General features: G+C 67.0%; 14 protein-coding genes. 7 read left to right on the forward strand and 7 right to left on the reverse strand.

The window, feature by feature from the left end; genetic code table 11:
• Nucleotides 1-7: 7 nt before the first annotated feature.
• Complete coding sequence (locus tag ACIP9X_RS07520) at nt 8-694, reverse strand: potassium channel family protein (protein ID WP_400479100.1); 687 nt, start codon at nt 692-694, stop codon at nt 8-10.
• Nucleotides 687-2120, reverse strand: a complete 1434-nt coding sequence (locus ACIP9X_RS07525; protein ID WP_400479101.1) for a TrkH family potassium uptake protein — start codon at nt 2118-2120, stop codon at nt 687-689. Before ACIP9X_RS07525 ends, ACIP9X_RS07520 begins: the two co-directional genes overlap by 8 nt.
• Before the next feature lie 117 nt (nt 2121-2237).
• Here ACIP9X_RS07525 and ACIP9X_RS07530 point away from each other — a divergent pair, with 117 nt between their 5' ends.
• Complete coding sequence (locus tag ACIP9X_RS07530; protein WP_400479102.1) at nt 2238-3449, forward strand: acetoin utilization protein AcuC; 1212 nt, start codon at nt 2238-2240, stop codon at nt 3447-3449.
• A 56-nt stretch (nt 3450-3505) separates the two neighbouring features.
• Nucleotides 3506-4177 carry an ArsR/SmtB family transcription factor gene (locus tag ACIP9X_RS07535; RefSeq protein ID WP_400479103.1) on the forward strand — a complete coding sequence of 224 codons (672 nt, stop codon included), beginning with the start codon at nt 3506-3508 and terminating at the stop codon, nt 4175-4177.
• Nucleotides 4178-4257: 80 nt separating this feature from the next.
• Here the strand turns inward: ACIP9X_RS07535 and ACIP9X_RS07540 are convergent, their stop codons facing one another.
• Nucleotides 4258-5586 carry an alpha-hydroxy-acid oxidizing protein gene (locus tag ACIP9X_RS07540; RefSeq protein WP_400479104.1) on the reverse strand — a complete coding sequence of 443 codons (1329 nt, stop codon included), beginning with the start codon at nt 5584-5586 and terminating at the stop codon, nt 4258-4260.
• Nucleotides 5587-5666: 80 nt separating this feature from the next.
• Here ACIP9X_RS07540 and ACIP9X_RS07545 point away from each other — a divergent pair, with 80 nt between their 5' ends.
• Nucleotides 5667-6362 (forward strand): FadR/GntR family transcriptional regulator, encoded by a 696-nt coding sequence (locus tag ACIP9X_RS07545; RefSeq protein WP_400479105.1) that lies wholly within the window; start codon nt 5667-5669, stop codon nt 6360-6362.
• Between the two features lie 24 nt (nt 6363-6386).
• Here the strand turns inward: ACIP9X_RS07545 and ACIP9X_RS07550 are convergent, their stop codons facing one another.
• A complete protein-coding gene (locus ACIP9X_RS07550; RefSeq protein WP_400479106.1) occupies nt 6387-7400 on the reverse strand; it encodes a LacI family DNA-binding transcriptional regulator in 1014 nt (337 codons plus the stop codon).
• Between the two features lie 182 nt (nt 7401-7582).
• Between ACIP9X_RS07550 and ACIP9X_RS07555 the strand changes: the two genes are divergently transcribed.
• From ACIP9X_RS07555 to ACIP9X_RS07570, 4 genes are read left to right on the forward strand one after another with little or no spacing between them, the layout of a single operon-like run.
• Complete coding sequence (locus tag ACIP9X_RS07555) at nt 7583-9022, forward strand: Gfo/Idh/MocA family protein (RefSeq protein WP_400479107.1); 1440 nt, start codon at nt 7583-7585, stop codon at nt 9020-9022.
• A gap of 27 nt (nt 9023-9049) precedes the next feature.
• Nucleotides 9050-10021 carry an NAD-dependent epimerase/dehydratase family protein gene (locus tag ACIP9X_RS07560; protein ID WP_400479108.1) on the forward strand — a complete coding sequence of 324 codons (972 nt, stop codon included), beginning with the start codon at nt 9050-9052 and terminating at the stop codon, nt 10019-10021.
• Nucleotides 10018-10923: a 5-dehydro-4-deoxyglucarate dehydratase gene (locus ACIP9X_RS07565; RefSeq protein ID WP_400479109.1), complete on the forward strand. Its 906-nt coding sequence runs from the start codon at nt 10018-10020 to the stop codon at nt 10921-10923. Before ACIP9X_RS07560 ends, ACIP9X_RS07565 begins: the two co-directional genes overlap by 4 nt.
• Nucleotides 10923-12050: a mandelate racemase/muconate lactonizing enzyme family protein gene (locus ACIP9X_RS07570; protein WP_400479110.1), complete on the forward strand. Its 1128-nt coding sequence runs from the start codon at nt 10923-10925 to the stop codon at nt 12048-12050. The genes ACIP9X_RS07565 and ACIP9X_RS07570 overlap by 1 nt, the downstream gene beginning before the upstream one ends.
• Before the next feature lie 63 nt (nt 12051-12113).
• Here ACIP9X_RS07570 and ACIP9X_RS07575 read toward each other — a convergent pair whose 3' ends face one another.
• The 3 genes from ACIP9X_RS07575 to ACIP9X_RS07585 form a co-directional block, all read right to left on the reverse strand.
• Nucleotides 12114-13688, reverse strand: coding sequence for a SulP family inorganic anion transporter (locus tag ACIP9X_RS07575; RefSeq protein ID WP_400479111.1), 1575 nt, complete (start codon nt 13686-13688; stop codon nt 12114-12116).
• A gap of 407 nt (nt 13689-14095) precedes the next feature.
• Complete coding sequence (locus ACIP9X_RS07580) at nt 14096-15238, reverse strand: M24 family metallopeptidase (RefSeq protein ID WP_400479112.1); 1143 nt, start codon at nt 15236-15238, stop codon at nt 14096-14098.
• Entirely contained in the window at nt 15235-17283 is a 2049-nt protein-coding gene (locus ACIP9X_RS07585; RefSeq protein ID WP_400479113.1) for a DUF6807 family protein, read from the reverse strand. Before ACIP9X_RS07585 ends, ACIP9X_RS07580 begins: the two co-directional genes overlap by 4 nt.
• Nucleotides 17284-17382: the final 99 nt, after the last annotated feature.

Below are 17382 nucleotides of genomic sequence, written 5' to 3' on the forward strand. Positions count from 1 at the left end.
GACGGGGTCAGGGCCTGGCCGCGAAGCGTTCCAGCAGGTCCACGTGCCCCGACACAATCAGCATGTCGCGGGAGGACACCTTGGTCTCCGGGCGCGCATACGTAAAGTCCTCGCCCGGGGACTTCACTCCCACGATGGTCACGCCGTACTTGGAGCGCACCTTGGATTCGTCCAGGGTGAAGCCCACGGTTTCGCGCGGCGGGTACATCTTGACGATCGCGAAGTCGTCGTCGAACTCGATGAAGTCCAGCATGCGCCCGGACACCAGGTGGGCGGCCCGGACCCCGGCGTCCGCCTCGGGGTAGATGACGTGGTTGGCGCCGATCCGGGTGAGAATCTTGCCGTGGGACGGGGTGATGGCCTTGACCCACAGGTGCTCGATGCCCAGGTCCACGAGGTTCACCGTGATCAGCACGGAAGATTCGATGGACGTGCCCACGCCCACGACGGCGGAGCTGAACTCCTGCGCCCCGAGCTGGCGGAGAGCGTCGATGTTGGTTGCGTCGGCCTCAACGACGTGGGTGAGCAACGGGGCCCACTTCTGCACGAGCGTCCGGTCGCGCTCGATCGCCAGCACCTCGCGGCCCTGCTTGACCAACTGCTCAGCGGTGGAGGAACCGAAACGGCCCAGCCCGATCACCAGAACGGGAGCATTGTGGGCGGGGCGGGCGGCTGCCCCCGATGTACTAGCCAATGATTGGCCTCTCTTCCGGGTAGTGGTACAACTGGCTGCGCTGGCGCAGGGCCAGCGCAGCGGCAAGCGTAACGGTGCCGACGCGGCCCGCGAACATGAGGGCGGAGAGCACGTAGACGCCCGACGGCGGGAGCTCGGCACTGAGGTTGGTGCTGAGGCCGACGGTGGCGAAGGCCGAGATGGTTTCGAACAGCACCCGGTCCAGCGACGCCCCGCTGATCTGCAGCAGAATGAAGGCCGAGACGGAAACGAGCGTTGCGCCGGCGACGATGACGGAGATGGCCACGCGCATGGTGCCCTCCGGGATCGTCCGGCCGTAGACCTTGACGTCCGTGTCACCGCGGGCTTCGGCGACGATGGCCAGGAACATCACGGCGATGGTGGTCACCTTGATGCCGCCCGCCGTCGAGGCTGAGCCACCGCCGGCGAACATCAGCGCATCGGTGAGCAGCATAGTGGTGGATTCCATTTGGTTCTGGTCCACGAGGTTGAAGCCGCCGGATCGCGTCATGACTGAGGCGAACAAGGCATGGGTGATCTTGTCCCCGAGGTCCATGCGGCCGATGGTACGGGCGTTGTCCCATTCCATCAGGCCCCACAGCACCGTCCCGGCCACCAGCAGGATGAACGACACCTGGATGGTCAGCTTGGTGTGCAGGTTCCACTTGTGCCAGTTCAGGCCGTTCTGCTGCAGGACCATGACCACCGGGAAGCCGAGGCTGCCCAGGAACACGCCTAGCATCAGCGGGATGAGGATCCAGAGGTCGGTTTCGTAAGGCACTATGCCATCCGAATGCGGGGTGAAGCCGGCGTTGTTAAAGGATGAGATGGAGTAAAAGATGCCGTGCCACACGGACTGCCAGAATGGTTCGCCCAGCATCAGGAACCGCGGAATCAGGGCCAGCGCAAGCACGGCTTCGATGACGACGGAGGTGGTGATGACGATCCGCAGCAGCGTACCCACCTCACCCAGGCGGCCGGCGTTGTTCATCGCCTCCTGTGCGATGAGTTTGCCGCGGACACCCAGTTTTTTGCTGACCATGAGGGCCAGCAACGAGGCCAGGGTCAGGGTGCCGAGGCCGCCCACGAAGATGCCGACCAGGATGACCAGCTGGCCGAAGAAGGACCAGTGAACGGCGGTCGACACCACCGTCAGGCCCGTCACGCAGACCGCCGAGACCGCCGTGAACAGGGACTGGTGCAGCGGCGTGAAGTCCCCGGAGGCAGAGGACACAGGCAGCGACAGCAACGCTGTGAAGACAACGATCACCACGACGAACGCACTGAGCGCCAAACGGGCCGGCGAGGTGTTGGCGATATCATCGATGAAGTCCCGGAGCCGGGTGAAAATCCAGAGGCCTTCACGCTCGGGCGCGTTGGGCTGCCAGCTCGCCGGGTTCTTTGACCTCGACTGGCTCTGCGTCATGGGTGGCTGTTCCTTGGTTGAATCTGCTTCCTTCAGTAGTAAACCACTAAAGTCGGCTCCTTGAACGGGCAGCGTCTTCTGCCGGGAGGGCAAGGCTCCTCAGGTAGCCTGTCAGGGATGACTCTCCTTCCCGGACACAGCCTCCCCGCACTGCCAACGACGGTGGTGTGGGATGCCGCCATGACCGCCTACAATTTCGGTCCGGGACACCCCATGGCGCCGCAGCGGCTTGACCTCACGGAGCGGCTGGCCCGGAGCCTGGGCCTGCTGGATTTGGGGCACGTCACGGTGGCTGCCCCCGAAGTGGCGGACGACGACGAGCTGACTGCCGTCCACAGCCCCGAGTTCGTGGCGGCCGTCCGCCGGGTCAGTGACGATCCCCTGGTTCCTGATGAAGCGCATGGACTCGGCACCGAGGACGACCCCGCCTTCGAGGGCATGCACGAGGCGGCCGCGCGCCTTGCCGGCGGGTCCCTGCTCGCCGCCGGTTCCATCCTCGACGGCTCTGCCGTGCGTGCCGTGAACTTCGGCGGGGGGCTGCATCATGCCTCGCGGGACCGTGCCAGCGGCTTCTGCATCTACAACGACGCCGCGCTGGCAATTCAAAGGCTCCTCGACGGCGGCGTGCAGCGTGTGGCATATGTCGACGTCGACGCGCATCACGGCGACGGGACCCAGAGCATCTTCTGGAACGACCCCCGGGTGCTCACCATCTCACTCCATGAGAGCGGCATGACCCTGTTTCCCGGCAGCGGGTTCGCCAACGAGGTTGGCGGGCCGGACGCCCCGGGCAGCGCCGTCAATGTCGCACTGCCCGCCGGCACGGGCGACGCGGGCTGGCTGCGCGCCTTCCACGCCGTGGTCCCGCAGCTGGTGGGGGCGTTCAATCCGGAGGTGATCGTGAGCCAGCACGGCTGCGACTCCCACCGGCAGGATCCGCTCACGCACCTCAACGTCAGCGTGGATGGCCAGCGCGAGGCTGCCACCGCCGTCGGGAATCTCGCCGCCCGTCATTGCGACAACCGCTGGATCGCCACAGGTGGCGGCGGCTACCACATCACCGGGGTGGTGCCCAGGGCCTGGAGCCATCTCATTGCCATCGCGGCTGGCCGGCCGGTGCCCCTGCGCACTCCTGTTCCCGAAGCGTGGCGGGCCCACGTGCACGAGCGCTACGGCGTGGCTGCGCCTGCGCTCATGGGCGACGACGCTGACATCTGGTGGCGGTCATGGGAAGTCGGCTTCGATCCCAACGACGCCGTCGACCGTACGGTGATGGCGACGCGCAAGGAAGTATTTCCGATTTACGGGCTCGACCCCTGGTTCGACTGATCGGGTCCGCCAAATAGTAGATGCCATTTGGCGTATATGTCGCTAGGGTTGGTCCCATGGTGACAGACGACGTATTTGCCGTCATTGCTGAGGCAACGCGGCGCGACATTCTCGTTTCCCTCCAAAAGGGGGACAAGGCAGTGGGGGAGCTGGTCGAGGAGCTCGCCGCCAGTCAGCCCACCATCTCCAAGCACCTGAAGGTGCTCCGTGAAGCCGACCTCGTGAGCATGCGCGCCCAGGGTCAGAAGCGCTACTACGCGCTGAACACCAAGCCGCTGGAGGGCGTCGCCACCTGGCTGGGGACGTTCGACGTCGGCCGCGCGGCTTCCGTTGCCGGCTCACCGGATTCCTCCCGGACGCCCGCCGGCGACGAGCAGCAGCGGACGAATGTCCGGCATCAGGCGGGAACATCCGCCCGCGCCGGAGCTGCCGCCGCGCCGGGCGCAGCTGCATCTGGAACACCCGCTTCTGGAACACCCGCCTCCCGTCCCTCTGGCACGGACCTTCCGGAAGCGTTCGCCGCTGCAGGCTCTGCGGGCCGAGGCGAAACCGGTCGTTCCGTCGGCGGGGAGCTGAGTCCCGCCGTCGTGGTTCCCGGTGGGCAGGTGGCTGGAAACCCTGCCCAGGACGACACTGTTCCGCAGCAGATCGGCCGGACAGTGGGGCGCGGCGCGAAGAAGGCGGCGGACCTGCTGGCCAACCTGCCCAAGTTCGGCCGCAAGAAGTAGCCCGGCCCAACTAAGTAGCAGCTCAGGCCGTTCCCAGCGCTGGGAACGGCCTGAGCTGCTACCCAGTTGGGCGGAGGGGGCTACTTGTTGAGGATCCGCACGTGGTCCGGGGTCAGCTCGGAGAGCTTGCTGACGCCGAGCAGCGCCATGGTCCGCACCATGTCCTTTTCGAGGATCTGCAGGGTCCGGTCAACGCCTGCCCGGCCACCGGCCATGAGTCCGTAAAGGTAGGCGCGGCCGATCAGGGTGAAGTCCGCCCCGAGGGCGAGGGCGGCGATGATGTCCGCCCCGCTCATGATGCCGGTGTCCAGCATGATGGCCGCGTCGGTGTTGTCGGCCTGGAATGCCTGCTTGACCTCGGGGAGCAGGTGGAACGGGATGGGGGCCCGGTCCAGCTGGCGTCCGCCGTGGTTGGAGAGGATCACTCCGTCGGCGCCGTGGTCCACCACCCGCCGGGCGTCCTCCACGGTCTGGATGCCCTTGACCACCAGCTTGCCCTTCCAGGTCTCGCGGAGCCAGTCGAGGTCCTCGAAAGTCAGGGTGGGGTCGAACATGGAGTTGATCAGGTCGGCCACCGTGCCCGTGTACCGGGAGAGAGAGGCGAAGGTCAGCGGCTCGTGGGTCAGGAAGTTGAACCACCAGGCCGGGCGGTAGGAGGCATCCAGCACCGTCTTCAGCGTCAGCGCCGGCGGGATGGTCATGCCGTTGCGGACATCGCGCAAGCGGGCGCCGGCCACGGCGGTGTCGACGGTCACCATCAGGGTGTCATTTCCGGCTTTGGCCGCCCGTTCGATCAGCTCGAGGGAGCGGTCCCGGTCCGTCCACAGGTAAAGCTGGAACCAGTTCCGGCCGTTGGGTGCGGCCTCCGCAACGTCTTCAATGGAGGCGGTGCCCATCGTCGAGAGCGTGTAGGGGATTCCGGCGGCCTCGGCGGCCTGGGAACCGGCGTATTCGCCCTCGGACTGCATCATCCGTGTGAAGCCGGTGGGGGCAATGCCGACCGGAAGCCGGGAAGGCTTGCCCAGAATGTCGGTGCCCAGGTCCACGCTGGAAACATCGCGGAGGATACCGGGCCGGAACTGGATGTCCAGGAATGCCTCGCGGGCGCGCCGCAGGGTGATCTCTGCCTCCGCCGCGCCGTCCGTGTAGTCGAACGGCGCCTGCGGCGTGCGGCGCTTGGCCATGTCCCGCAGCTCCCAGATGGTGCTCGCGCGCTGCAGCTTGGCGGACCGGCTGAACTCAGGCTTTTTGAACTGCATCAGGGGAGCAAGATCGGAGTATTTCGGGATCCGGCGCTTCAATGCCGCCGGAACCCTGGAGGGTGCTGAGGTACGGGGGATGCCGGCCGGAGCGGTGTCCGCGGGCGTGGTGGGTGCCTCCGGGTTGGTCGACCCGATTGTCTGCGTCATTGCTGCCTCCGATTACGGAATCATGTGGTTAGACCACACACTAATGCATGTGGTCAGACCACATCAACTAGGATGGATCCATGCGCACACACCAACTCGTCCTGCAATGGATCGAGGACCGGCTCTCCGACGGCCAGCTGGCGGTAGGCGGCCGCCTGCCGGCGGAACGCAGCCTCGCGGAACAACTCGCCGTCTCCCGCACCTCGGTCCGTGAAGCTATCCGGGTCCTGGAGGCCATGGGCGTTGTGCGCGCCGGCGTAGGATCCGGCCCGGACGCCGGGACCGTTGTGATTTCTGACCCGACGGCGGCACTCGGCTCCGCCCTGCGGCTGCATGTCGCAACCCAGCACCTGCCCGTGGCTGACGTCGTGGAGACCAGGGTGCTCCTGGAGTCCTGGGCCGCGGCCAGGGCAAAGCCGAACGCACCCGTGCTTGACGTCGCGGCGGCCCTGCTGGACGACATGGACGCCGGCCCGGAAGTGGACGACTTCCTGGAACTCGATGTCCGGTTCCACCTTGCCCTGGCAGATGCCGCGGGGAATGCCGTGGTCAGTGCCATGATGGGCTCCCTGCGCGAAGCCATCCAGGGGTACGCCGGAAGGCTGACGGCCAACCTTCCCGACTGGGACGCCACCGCCGCCCGCCTGCGCTGCGAGCACCGGGGGATTCTGGAGGCCATCCGGAAGGGCGACGGCGGCCAGGCGGCAGAGCTGGTGGCCGCCCATATCGAGGGCTACTACAAGGAGGCGGGTCTGGGCGGGAAGGCCGCTGATTGAGCCTGCCGGAACCGGGTCCTGTCCCTAGCCTGCGGCCGGGCCTGTGCTTCCGCGGACTTCCACCCGGGGTTCGAAGGTGGTGACGGCGTCCGGGATGTCCTCGTTGCGGATCAGGGTCCGCAGCCGATGCCAGGCTTGCCCTCCCAGCTCCGTGATCGGAACGGCCGCCGTCGTCAGGGGTGGAGTGGTGTACCTGGCGAAGGGGATGTCGTCGAAGCCCGTAACCGAGATATCTTCAGGGACCCGGACCCCGCGCTCATGCAGCCCGCTGAGCAGGCCCATGGCAGCGAGGTCGTTAAACGCCAGGACGGCCGTGCCGCCGCTGGCGAGGACGGCGTCCACGGCAGCGTGCCCGGCCTCGAAGTTGGAGCCGCCGTCAATCAGGTGGAGTTCGATCTCGGGATGGCCGGCCTTGAACTTCTCCAGTCCCTGCACGCGCAGCGCGTTGGAGGCGCTGCGCGGGGGGCCTGCGAGGAAGACGATGCGCGTATGCCCGAGCCCCACGAGGTGCTCGGCCAGCTCTTGGATCCCCAGCCCGTAATCCACCATCAGGCTGGGAACACCGCCCTCGGCGGTGGTGCGGTTGATCAGGACCATCGGGTGCAGTGACGGCGCCAGTTCCTCCAGCTCGGCGTCGCCCATACGTGGTGCACAAAGCACCAGGCCGTCGCACCGCCGTCGTGCTTCTCCCGCCAGGATCGCCTCCTCGCTGGGGACCTCGGAGGAGTCGGCAATCAGCACCCGGTAGCCGTCCTGCGCTGCTGCCATGCTGAGGCCGCGGAGTATGGCCTGAAAGCTTGGGTTGGCAAGGTCGGGAACCACGATTCCGATCGTGTCGGTCTTACCGAGGGCCAGGCTGCGGCCCACCGGATTTGGCTGGTAATTCAGCTCCGTGGCGGCCTCGCGCACGCGCTCGGCGATGGCAGGGTCCACCTTAAAGTTGCCATTCATGACCCGCGAAACAGTCGCGTGCGAGACTCCCGCTCTCGCCGCAACGTCGGCAATGCCGATGCGGCGGGTGGTTGATTTCCGGCCCATGTGGTCCTTTCCCTGGCTGGCAACATCGGTTCCCGCCGGGACTGCGGATATTGGTTGACGTACCTGCTGATGACTTGATACAAAGCATATAACGCTTTGAGAAAACGCTTTCTCAGCTGATTCTCCCACAACCTGCCGGCCGACAACCGCCCGGCACTGCTGCCTTCCGAAAGGGGCAACCAATGGTCAACGTCGATACCGCCGGGGCAACGCATGCCCATGCCGAATCCATTGCCGAGGCCTCCGGCCAAGCAGCCGGCGACCGGGACGCGCGGACCCGCTATGCCCTGGTCGGCACCGGATCGCGCTCGGAAATGTATGTCCGCGCCATCCTGGGCCAGCACGCTGACGTGGCCGAACTCGTAGCCCTCAGCGACCTCAACCCCGGCCGGGTGCAGTACTACCAGGACCTCGCCGCTGGCTTGTCGGACGGGACTTCGATTCCCCCCGTCGCCTTCGAGCCGGCCGACCTCGCCGGCTTCATCGCTGAAAACGCCATCGACCGCGTCATCATCACCACCCCTGACTTCACGCACGCCGACTTCATCGTCACCGCGCTGGAGGCCGGGGCCGACGTCGTCGTCGAGAAACCGCTCACCATCGACGTTGAAGGCTGCCGGCGCATCACCGCGGCGGTGGCCGCAACCGGCCGGAACGTGGTGGTGACCTTCAACTACCGCTATTCGCCCCGGAACTCCGCCTTGAAGGACATCATCCAGAGCGGTGTCCTCGGCAAGGTCACCTCGGTGGACTTCTCCTGGGTGCTGGACACGGTCCACGGTGCGGACTATTTCCGCCGCTGGCACCGCGAGAAGGCCAACTCCGGGGGCCTGCTGATCCACAAGGCCTCGCACCATTTCGACCTGGTGAACTGGTGGATCGACGACGTCCCGGCCCGCGTCTTCGCCTCGGGCGGCCTGAAGTTCTACGGTGACAAAAACGCAGCCGCACGCGGTCTCGGAGCCCGCCCCGAACGGGGTACCGGCTCCGACGCCGACGCGGTCACGGACCCGTTCGTCCTGGACCTCCGGGAGGACGACAAGCTGCGGGCGCTCTACTACGAGAACGAGCGCTACGACGGCTACCGCCGCGACCAGGACGTTTTCACCGCGGGCATCACCATCGAGGACAACCTCGCCGTGGTGGTGGATTACGACGGCGGGCCGACGCTGAGCTATTCGCTCAACGCCCACAGCCCCTGGGAAGGGTACCGGGTGACGGTCAACGGCACGGAGGGACGGGCCGAGCTGGAGGTTGTGGAGCGCGCCGCGGTGCAGCACAGCACGGACAAGAAGACCGTGGTGGATCCGAGTGCAACCCCGGTCGAGGAGGACGACGCAGTCCGCCGCAACGGCGAGCGCCTTGTGGTGCAGCGCCACTGGGAGCCGGCCTACGAGGTGCCGATCATCAACGGCGAAGGCGGCCACGGCGGCGGCGACATCCTGCTCCTTTCGGACCTGTTCAACGGGCCCGGCGAGGATCCGCTTGGGCGTCCCTCCGGTTACCTGGACGGCCTCCGCTCCGTTTCGGTGGGGATCGCCGGCAACGAGTCCCTGGCCACGTCCCTGCCGGTCCGGATTGCAGACCTCGAACTTGGCACCGATCTGCGCCGCGGCCGCTGATCCGGCGCCGAAAGCTAAAGGACAATCATGAGCACAATCGTAGTTACCGGCGGTTCCGGCCGGCTGGGACGCAGCGTGGTGGGCGGTCTTTCCGACGGCGGACACCGCGTCATCTCCGTTGACCGGGACGCCGTGCCGGCAGGCCAGCTCGCCCCGGGCGCTGTGCAGCACACCGTTGACCTCCTGGCGCCGGGGGAGGCCTTGCGCATCCTGCGGGAAACAGCCCCCGACGCCGTCATCCACCTTGCGGCGATCGCCGTCCCTTTCAGCGCCCCTGAAGAAGTCATCTTCACCACCAACACCCGGCTGGCCTATGCGGTTCTCAGTGCCGCGACCGAGGTCGGCGTCCCGAAGATCATCACTGCGAGCAGTCCCACCGTGCTCGGCTACGGATCACCCGCCGGCTGGTTGCCCGGGGCGTTTCCCCTGGATGAAGAGACCACCCCGAGGCCGTGGAACGCCTATGCGCTGTCCAAGCTGATCGCCGAGCAGACAATGCAGATGTTTGCGGCGGCCCAAGGGGGCAGGATCCGCTATGCCGCTTTCCGGCCGTGTTTCGTCATCTCCCCCGAGGAATGGGAGGGTGCACCCACGCAGCAGGGCCACACCCTGGCGGAGCGGCTGGCCGATCCCGCCCTCGCCGCGCCTTCATTGTTCAACTATGTCGACGCCCGGGATGTCGCAGATTTCCTGGACCTGCTCCTCGCGAAAATGGACTCCATTCCTAACGGCCAGACCTTCTTCGTGGGAGCTGCGGACGCCCTCGCGACTGAACCGCTGGCAGGACTCATTCCGCAATTCCTGCCCGGCAGCGCGGCCCTCGCCGCCCACCTGGCGGGCACCACTCCGGCATTTTCGATCGAGAAGGCCAGGAAGCTGCTCGGCTGGGAGCCGCGGCGCAGCTGGAGGAACGAGCTGCGAACAGACCCCTCACGCCTCAATGACGAGGCACCCGTGGCATTTGCCGCGGCAGCATCAGGATCCAAGGAGACATCATGAAGTTCGACGGCGTGCTTTTCTTCCCTGTCACACCGTTCGCACCCGACGGCAGTGTGGACGTGGACGTCCTCAAGGAGCACATCAGCTCCCGGTTGCCCTTCGGGCCCGGCGGTGTCTTCGCCGCCTGTGGCACCGGTGAATTCCATGCGCTGGGGATCAATGAGGTGCGCACAGTAGTGGCGGCCGCCGTCGAGGTTGTTGCCGGAAAGGTGCCGGTGGTCGCCGGAGCGGGCGGACAGCTCGGGCATGCCCTGGCCGCTGCCCGGGCGGCCGAGGACCTCGGAGCCGACGCGCTGCTGGTCCTGCCGCCCTACCTGGTCAACGGCCCGGTGGACGGGCTGGTCGCGTACGTCGAGGCTGTGGCCAATGCCAGCAGCCTGCCCGTGATCGTCTACCACCGCGGCAATGCGAAGTTCACTGCCAAGGCGATCGGTCAACTGGCGGCCAACCCGAAGGTCATCGGGTTCAAGGACGGGGTAGGCGATGTGGGCCTCGCCCAGGAGATCGTCACCGCAGTGAAGGCCAGCGGACGGACTGACTTCCTGCTGTTCAACGGCCTGCTCACTGCCGAACTGAGCCAGGGAGCCTACCGCGGCCTCGGCATTCCTCTCTACTCCTCTGCAGCGTTTGCCATGGCCCCCGAGATCGCGGCGGCCTACTACGACGCCTACATGAGCGGGGACGAGGAACGCAGGGACGCGCTGCTGGAGGGCTTTTTCGGTCCCCTCGTCGCACTTCGTGACCAGACTCCAGGCTTCCGGGTGTCGCTGATCAAGGCCGGACTCCGGCTGGCCGGACTGCCGGTGGGATCCGTCCGCCCACCGCTCGTGGATCCCAACGAGGAACAGCTCGTTGAACTGAAGGCAATCCTCGCCAAAGGCCACGAACTGGCGGCCCGCTGATGCCGGGCGCGAGCCCCGCACCGGCGACAGCACCCGCACCGCCGGCAGCAGCCCCCGGCCGGACCCCCCGTATCACGGGCCTCCACACCCGACTGCTGACGGTTCCGCTGCGCCGGAGCTGGGGGCAGGAGGCTCCGGAAAACCACGTGATAGCCACGGAGATACAGACGGACGACGGCGCTGCGGGACGCGGCTTTTCCTGGACCCCCACCATCGGCCCGCAGGCCGTCCAGGCGCTGCTGGACTACGACATCGCCCCCTTCATCACCGGGATGGAAGCGTCTCCGGAAGGGGTCTGGGACCTGCTTTGGAAGCGGCTGCATGAAGCCGGCGGCGGAGGCCTGACAACCATTGCGATGGCCGGCGTCGACCTGGCCTTGTGGGATCTGCAGGCCCGGCGCGCCGGTGCCTCCGTCACGGCCCTGCTGGGCCAGCGGCAGGACGCGGTGGAAACCTACGGCTCCGGGGTCAACCTGCACTACAGCCTTGATGAGCTGGTGGCGCAGGTGGAACGGTGGGTGGCAGCCGGACACCGCGCGGTGAAGGTCAAGGTGGGCAAGCCTGACGTCCGGGAAGACGCCGAGCGTCTGGACGCGGTGCGCTCCGTGTTGGGCCCGGACCGGAAGCTGATGATTGATGCGAACCAGCGCTGGGACCTGCCCGCAACCTTCCGGGCCCTGGACGTGCTGGGGGAGTACGGCCTGGAATGGCTGGAGGAACCCCTGCGTGCCGATGACCTTTGGGCGTACCGGCGGCTGCGGAAGCAGTCGCTCGTGCCCATCGCGCTCGGCGAGAACCTGCACACCGTCTACCGGTTCCGGGACTTCATCGAGGCTGAGGCAGTCGACATCATCCAGCCCAACATTGTCCGGGTGGGCGGGATAACCCCGTTCCGGCGCATCGTGGAACTGGCCCGGACACACAGCATCAGGGTCATGCCGCACCTGCTGCCGGAACTGTCCGGACAGCTTGCCCTCACACTTGCCGAGCCAACCCTTGTGGAGGACGTCGAAGACGCGGGCTTTGGTCAGCTCGGCATCCTCGACGGGCCGTCGCCGGTCCGCATCTCCGGGAACCGCCTCACGCTGGCCGGAACGCCCGGGCTCGGCTTCAGCTTCACGGGCTGACGGCAAGGCGCCGGTGCACCGAGCCTGTCACCATGGCCGGTCCACCGAGGTGCACCGTGCCTGTCATCGCGCAGGCAGTTGCCCAGGCCGGAAGATGCCGCGGGCCGGCGGCCCGGCCTTGGCATCCTCAAGGGTGGCAGTGCCGGACTCCTCGATCTCCACGGTGCCGCCGTTGCTGACGTGCCGGCGGCGCCACGCGTCAAGGGTGTCGTGGACAGGATGATCGAGGAAGTCGACCGCCAGCTCCACTGTCACATGTGATCCCGAGGGCACCGCGGCCAGCACCTGGCTGAGTCGGCGGAGCGACAGGAAGCTGCAGGACCCGTCCACCACCACCCGCCACCGCTTGTCCTCCGGGTTTCCGAGCGGTTCCGCATGGATCCCGGCGCGGACCACCCGCCACAGGACGAGCACGATGGCCAGGGCCAGTCCGGTCAGGACTCCCGCGAGGAGGTTCACGAACACCACAGTCAGGAGTGTCACGGCGTAGACGGTCAGGTCACCGGTGACGCGTGCGGTCCTGAAGTCCGCCACCTTCACCAGCCGGACGCCGATGATGATCAGCAACCCGGCGAGGACGGCAACCGGCACCAGCTCAATCACGCCCGCAAGAAGCAGCGAAAAGACCAGCACCCAGACACCGTGAAGGATGGCTGACTTGCGCGTCCGCGCCCCGGCCTCGAGGTTGGTGGCGCTCCGGACGATCACACCCGTGACGGGGAGTCCGCCCAGCATGCCGGACGTGACGTTTGCGGCTCCCTGGCCCAGCAGCTCGCGGTTGAAGTCTGTCCGTTCCCCGTGGTGCATCCGGTCAACCGCCACGGCCGAGAGCAGGGATTCAACACTCGCCACGAGCGCGATGGTGATGACGCCGACGGCAAATGCGCCCCACTGCCCTTCCGGAAGCCTGGGGAGGGCAATCGCGTCCAGGAGGGACCCGTCGAAGGTGATCCGGTCGACGTCGGACCGGAACGGCAGCGAAAGCGCCGTGGCGGCGACGACGGCTGCCAGAGGGGCCGGGATCCGGCGGACAGCGGCGGGCATGTACTTCCACCCGAGCAGCATGACGATCACCAGGACCCCCGAGACCGCTGCTTGGTGGTCCAGGGAGGCGACGCTGGCCGGGAGCGCCTTCACGTTGTGCCAGGCTGACTCGCCGGCCTCGGAGCCGAGCATCACGTGGGTCTGTTGCAGGACAATAATGACGCCGATTCCCGCCAGCATGGCGTGGACCACCACCGGGGCGATGGCGAGGGCTACCCGGCCCACCCGGGCAAAGCCCATGAGCGCCTGCAGCACACCCGCCGCGGCAGTGATGGCACAGGTGGCGGGCCAGCCGAATTGCTCGATAAGACCGGCCACGATTACGGTAAGGCCGGCTGCCGGGCCACTGACCTGCAGTGGAGAGCCGCCGAGGGAACCGGCGACGATGCCCCCCACTGCAGCGGCAATAAGGCCGGCCATGACCGGCGCCCCGGACGCCGCCGCTATTCCAAGTGAAAGCGGCACCGCCACGAGGAACACCACGAGGGACGCCGGGACATCCCAGCGGAGTCCGGATGTCAGTGTTGCCCGGTATGGAATGTGGTCTGCATTGGCGGGCGGAGAAACAGGATCCGTGGCGGCTGGAGAGGGCATTTCAGTCCTTGGCTCGTTTGGCGGTTCCTTATTCACGTTATTGACGCCGCCAATTGGGCCGCAAGGAAATGGGTCGTGAGAAAAAACACCCCGCTTACGCCGTAAAAATCCGCTTAACAGAGCCATTGCAGGCGCTTGACCTGCGCGTTCGTTCTCCCGGTGAGGTGGTACCGCGCCCCGCGCAGGAATGGCAGGGCGCTGCTTCCCCACTAATTCCGGGGGCTGCCAGGAAGGCTGCGGAATTGCGGGAACAGGCAGACGCTGTTCAGGAAGAATTGACCTGATTCAAGTCACATGAGGAATTTGAGCTGTTACGGCGGCTGGCCGGGAAAAATAAATTAGCCCGCCCCGCTGCCCGACAGCTCGCGGCAGACCAGCTGCTGCCTAGGGTCCACTGCTGCGTGCGTCTACAGCTGCAGGGTGAGCGGCCTCCCGATGCCGTTAACCGGCTCCACCGGCCACCGCGGGTCCGCCGTCAGCACCGTGATCCCGCCGGGTGTCAGCTGTACCGTGTCCTCGATCTTCACCCCGGGACCGGACGGGTTCCAGGTGAAGGCCTGGTTGACCACCACGGCGTCATCCGCGGCGGCCGTCACCCGGGGATCCCGGCCTGCGTAGCCGGCCGGCCCTCCCTGGTGGTGGAGTTCCCACTGCTCCGCACCGAAGCCGTGCCGGGAGTAGGCGCCTTTGATTTCTGTGAAGATCGACGACAGCCGGGTACCGGGAACAGTGGCATCAAAGATGTCTGCTTCGACGGCCGCGATCCTGGTTTCCGCGTTGCGTTCGGACAGCATCGAGGCATCGAAGCGGACCCAGCGGGTCACGTTGGCCACCATTCCGTCGCGCCGGGCGCAGGCGACGAGCATGGCTCTGCGCCCGATCGGTGCTTGCGTGGGCAGTGGGTGCCTGAAGCTGCTGCGGGAGCTGCCGTTGCAGAGCAGGACCACGGGCTCGGCCCCGGCAGCCACCACGCGCGAGGCCAGGGCCGCGGCCAGTTCGAACTCGGTGTCCTCGGGCCGCGCGCCGGACAGGACATCCGTCATGGCACAGGCAAGGTCACGGCTCAGATTCGCGTAGCGGGCACTTTCGCCCGGCAACAACGGCTGCCGGGCAGCGCGCAGCTCAGCGGCGACCGCAGCCTCGGGGAGCGGCACTTGCCCGGTGAGATCCCTGGCAAGCGCATCGGCCTTGTCGCCCAGGTGGCCGTACCAAGGCACCTCATGCAGAACGACACCTGCCGGCAGTTCCTCCGCGGCCATCCTCGCGGCCTCGTTGTTGAAGGTCACCAGGTGGTCGCCGTCGCGGCCCACAAGCATGGCGGCAATGGGATCACCGGCCAGGCTGATGTGAACACGGCTGCCGTCGAGATACCAGGTCAGGGCAGTGTGGCTCGTCAGCAGTAGCGTCTCGCGTCCTGCGCCGTCGAGAATGTCCAGCACCCGCCGCCGCTTTTCTGCCCTGTCCGCCGGCACACCAGGGGCAGTCCGGCCACCGGGGGTCAGCGTGTCTGGCCGCCCCACAGGTGCAAGGTCAGCGTGCCCGGCGTTCATGAGCGGCCCTCCATGTTCGTCACGAGTGCCTCGATGCCGGCGGTTTCGAGCAGCGCATCGGAGATCAACACCGTGACGCTCCTCTGCACCGCTGCACCCGCCTTCAGGAGCACCGGCTCCTCCCAAGCGAGCGACTGCCCGACCCCTGGATAACTGCTGACACGCACGAACCACGGATCAGTGCAGTCTCCGGGAGCGGTAAATACGAGAGTTGCCGGTTCTCCGTTGAAGGTGCCGCTCCACGCGAGCCACCGGCTCACGGAGCCGTGCACTGCTGCCTCCCCGGACCCCGCCGGGGACCAAACGCGGGCATCGCCGCAGGAAGGCAGGCGCCAGAAGAATCCTCCGTATCCGCCCTGCGGCCGCCCGTTGGAACCGGGGCTGCCAAGGCTCACCGGCCGGTCTCCCGCGGGCGTCAGGGTGAAGTCGAGCGTCAGGCGCCAGGTCTGACGGTCGACGGCGGCCCACGTCCACTTCCGCTGCTCCCGCAGCACCGGAACGCCGTCGGGTCCGTTCCAGGACAGTTCTTCGGAGAGGCCACCGGTTCCAGCGCCAGGCGACGCCGTGCTTGCTGAGGTGCGCACAATCGTGCCGTGATCCGGGCGCCAGACGTAGCGGCCGGCGTCGCGCGTGTAGGTCCGCCCGCCCCAGAAGTTGATGCCGTTGACGTCCTGCAATGCCACTCCAACGCCAAGGTGCCACACGTGGTCGGCGGGCTGGTGGTCAGTCACCACGGTGCCGGCCAACGTGCGCACCGGGTGCAGGTAAGGCCGCGGAGAGGAGGTGGGGCGGATGTGGCTGCCGTCCTGGTAGCTGGCTACTGCACGCCCGGCTACCGCGAGGGTGGCAGCCGGCTCCAGCGGCCGGGCCCACGGGGCGGCGAGCTCGGAGAACGTCGCCTGCGCAAGGGCGGCCCGCTGGATCAGCTCAGCGATTCCCTCCACGACGGGATGGGCATCGTTGCCGCTGCCCTCCCAGGTGATGTACCTGGCGTCGATCTGCTGCGGCTCCGGTGCCGTGCGGATCGCTTCGAGCACAGCCATGAAGGCTCCCGAACCGGACAGCGGGCTGAGCAGCTCTCCGCCCGAGACGCGCACCTCCAGCAGGTTCTCCAACAGGTCGGTGCGGCCGAAGACCTCCCGGCGCTCGCCCTGGTCGGTGGTGATCACCAGTTCGTCCTCCGTATAGAAGAGCTCGGCCTTGCCCGCCGTGCCGAAAACGCTGATCGAAGGACGTGTCTGCTGGGCGGCGCAGAGGGTCAGTCCGCAGGTCAGAACCCTCCCACCCGCGGTGCGGACCCGGATCAGAGAGGTGTCGTCGCTTTCGGTAGGGTGGGCGCGGTAGAGGTCAGTGTCCACGCCGGCCACGTCATCAAGGGTGCGTGCGCCGGCGATGTTGAGACCCGTCACCACGGCGTGTGCCAGGGCGTTGGTGGCGACGCCGTCCACCACATCGATTCCGTTGAGGGCGCGCTTGCCAGCCCAGCGCGTGCGCTTGAAGTAGCCGCGCGTCCTGAGCCAGGTTCCGGTCGCGCTCAATCCAAGCACCTCTCCGATCTCGCCGTCTGCGATGAGCCTGCGGATGGCTGGCAGCGCGTCCGATCCCAGGCTCTGGAAGCCCACCTGGATGAGCCGGCCAGCGGATTCGGCGGCCGTCAGAAGTTCCTGGAACTGCCGCAGAGAGGCTGCCGGGGGTTTTTCAACGTAAACGTCAGCGCCTGCGGCCAGTGCAGCCAAAGCGAGGGGAACATGGGTCTGGATGGGCGTGGCCAGGATGACCACGTCCGGAGCGGTGCCGGCCTCAAGGAGGCCATCAAGTGTCTCGAAGACAGCCACGGAGTTCCCGAGGACTCCCTCCCCGGGCGGGCGCGGGTCGGAGACCGCCACGAGTTCGAGGGATCCGGAAGCCTGCAGCCGGGCAAGGTTGGCCAGGTGCCGTTCGCCGAAACCGTGCACCCCGACGAGTGCAATTCGGGGCACCGGGCTCTCAGCCCGCCCGGAATCGGCAGCGGCGGGGGAGGAAGCGTAAGCGGAAGATTGCGGCATGCGGGCTGCTCCTTTTCAGGGAGTAACAGGAGGAAACTGCTGGACTGGGCGGGAAGCGCAGGCACTAACACCGTACCTGAGAAAACGCTTTCTTACATA

This window comes from Arthrobacter sp. NPDC093125, assembly GCF_044754225.1.
Classification (GTDB): Bacteria; Actinomycetota; Actinomycetes; order Actinomycetales; family Micrococcaceae; genus Arthrobacter.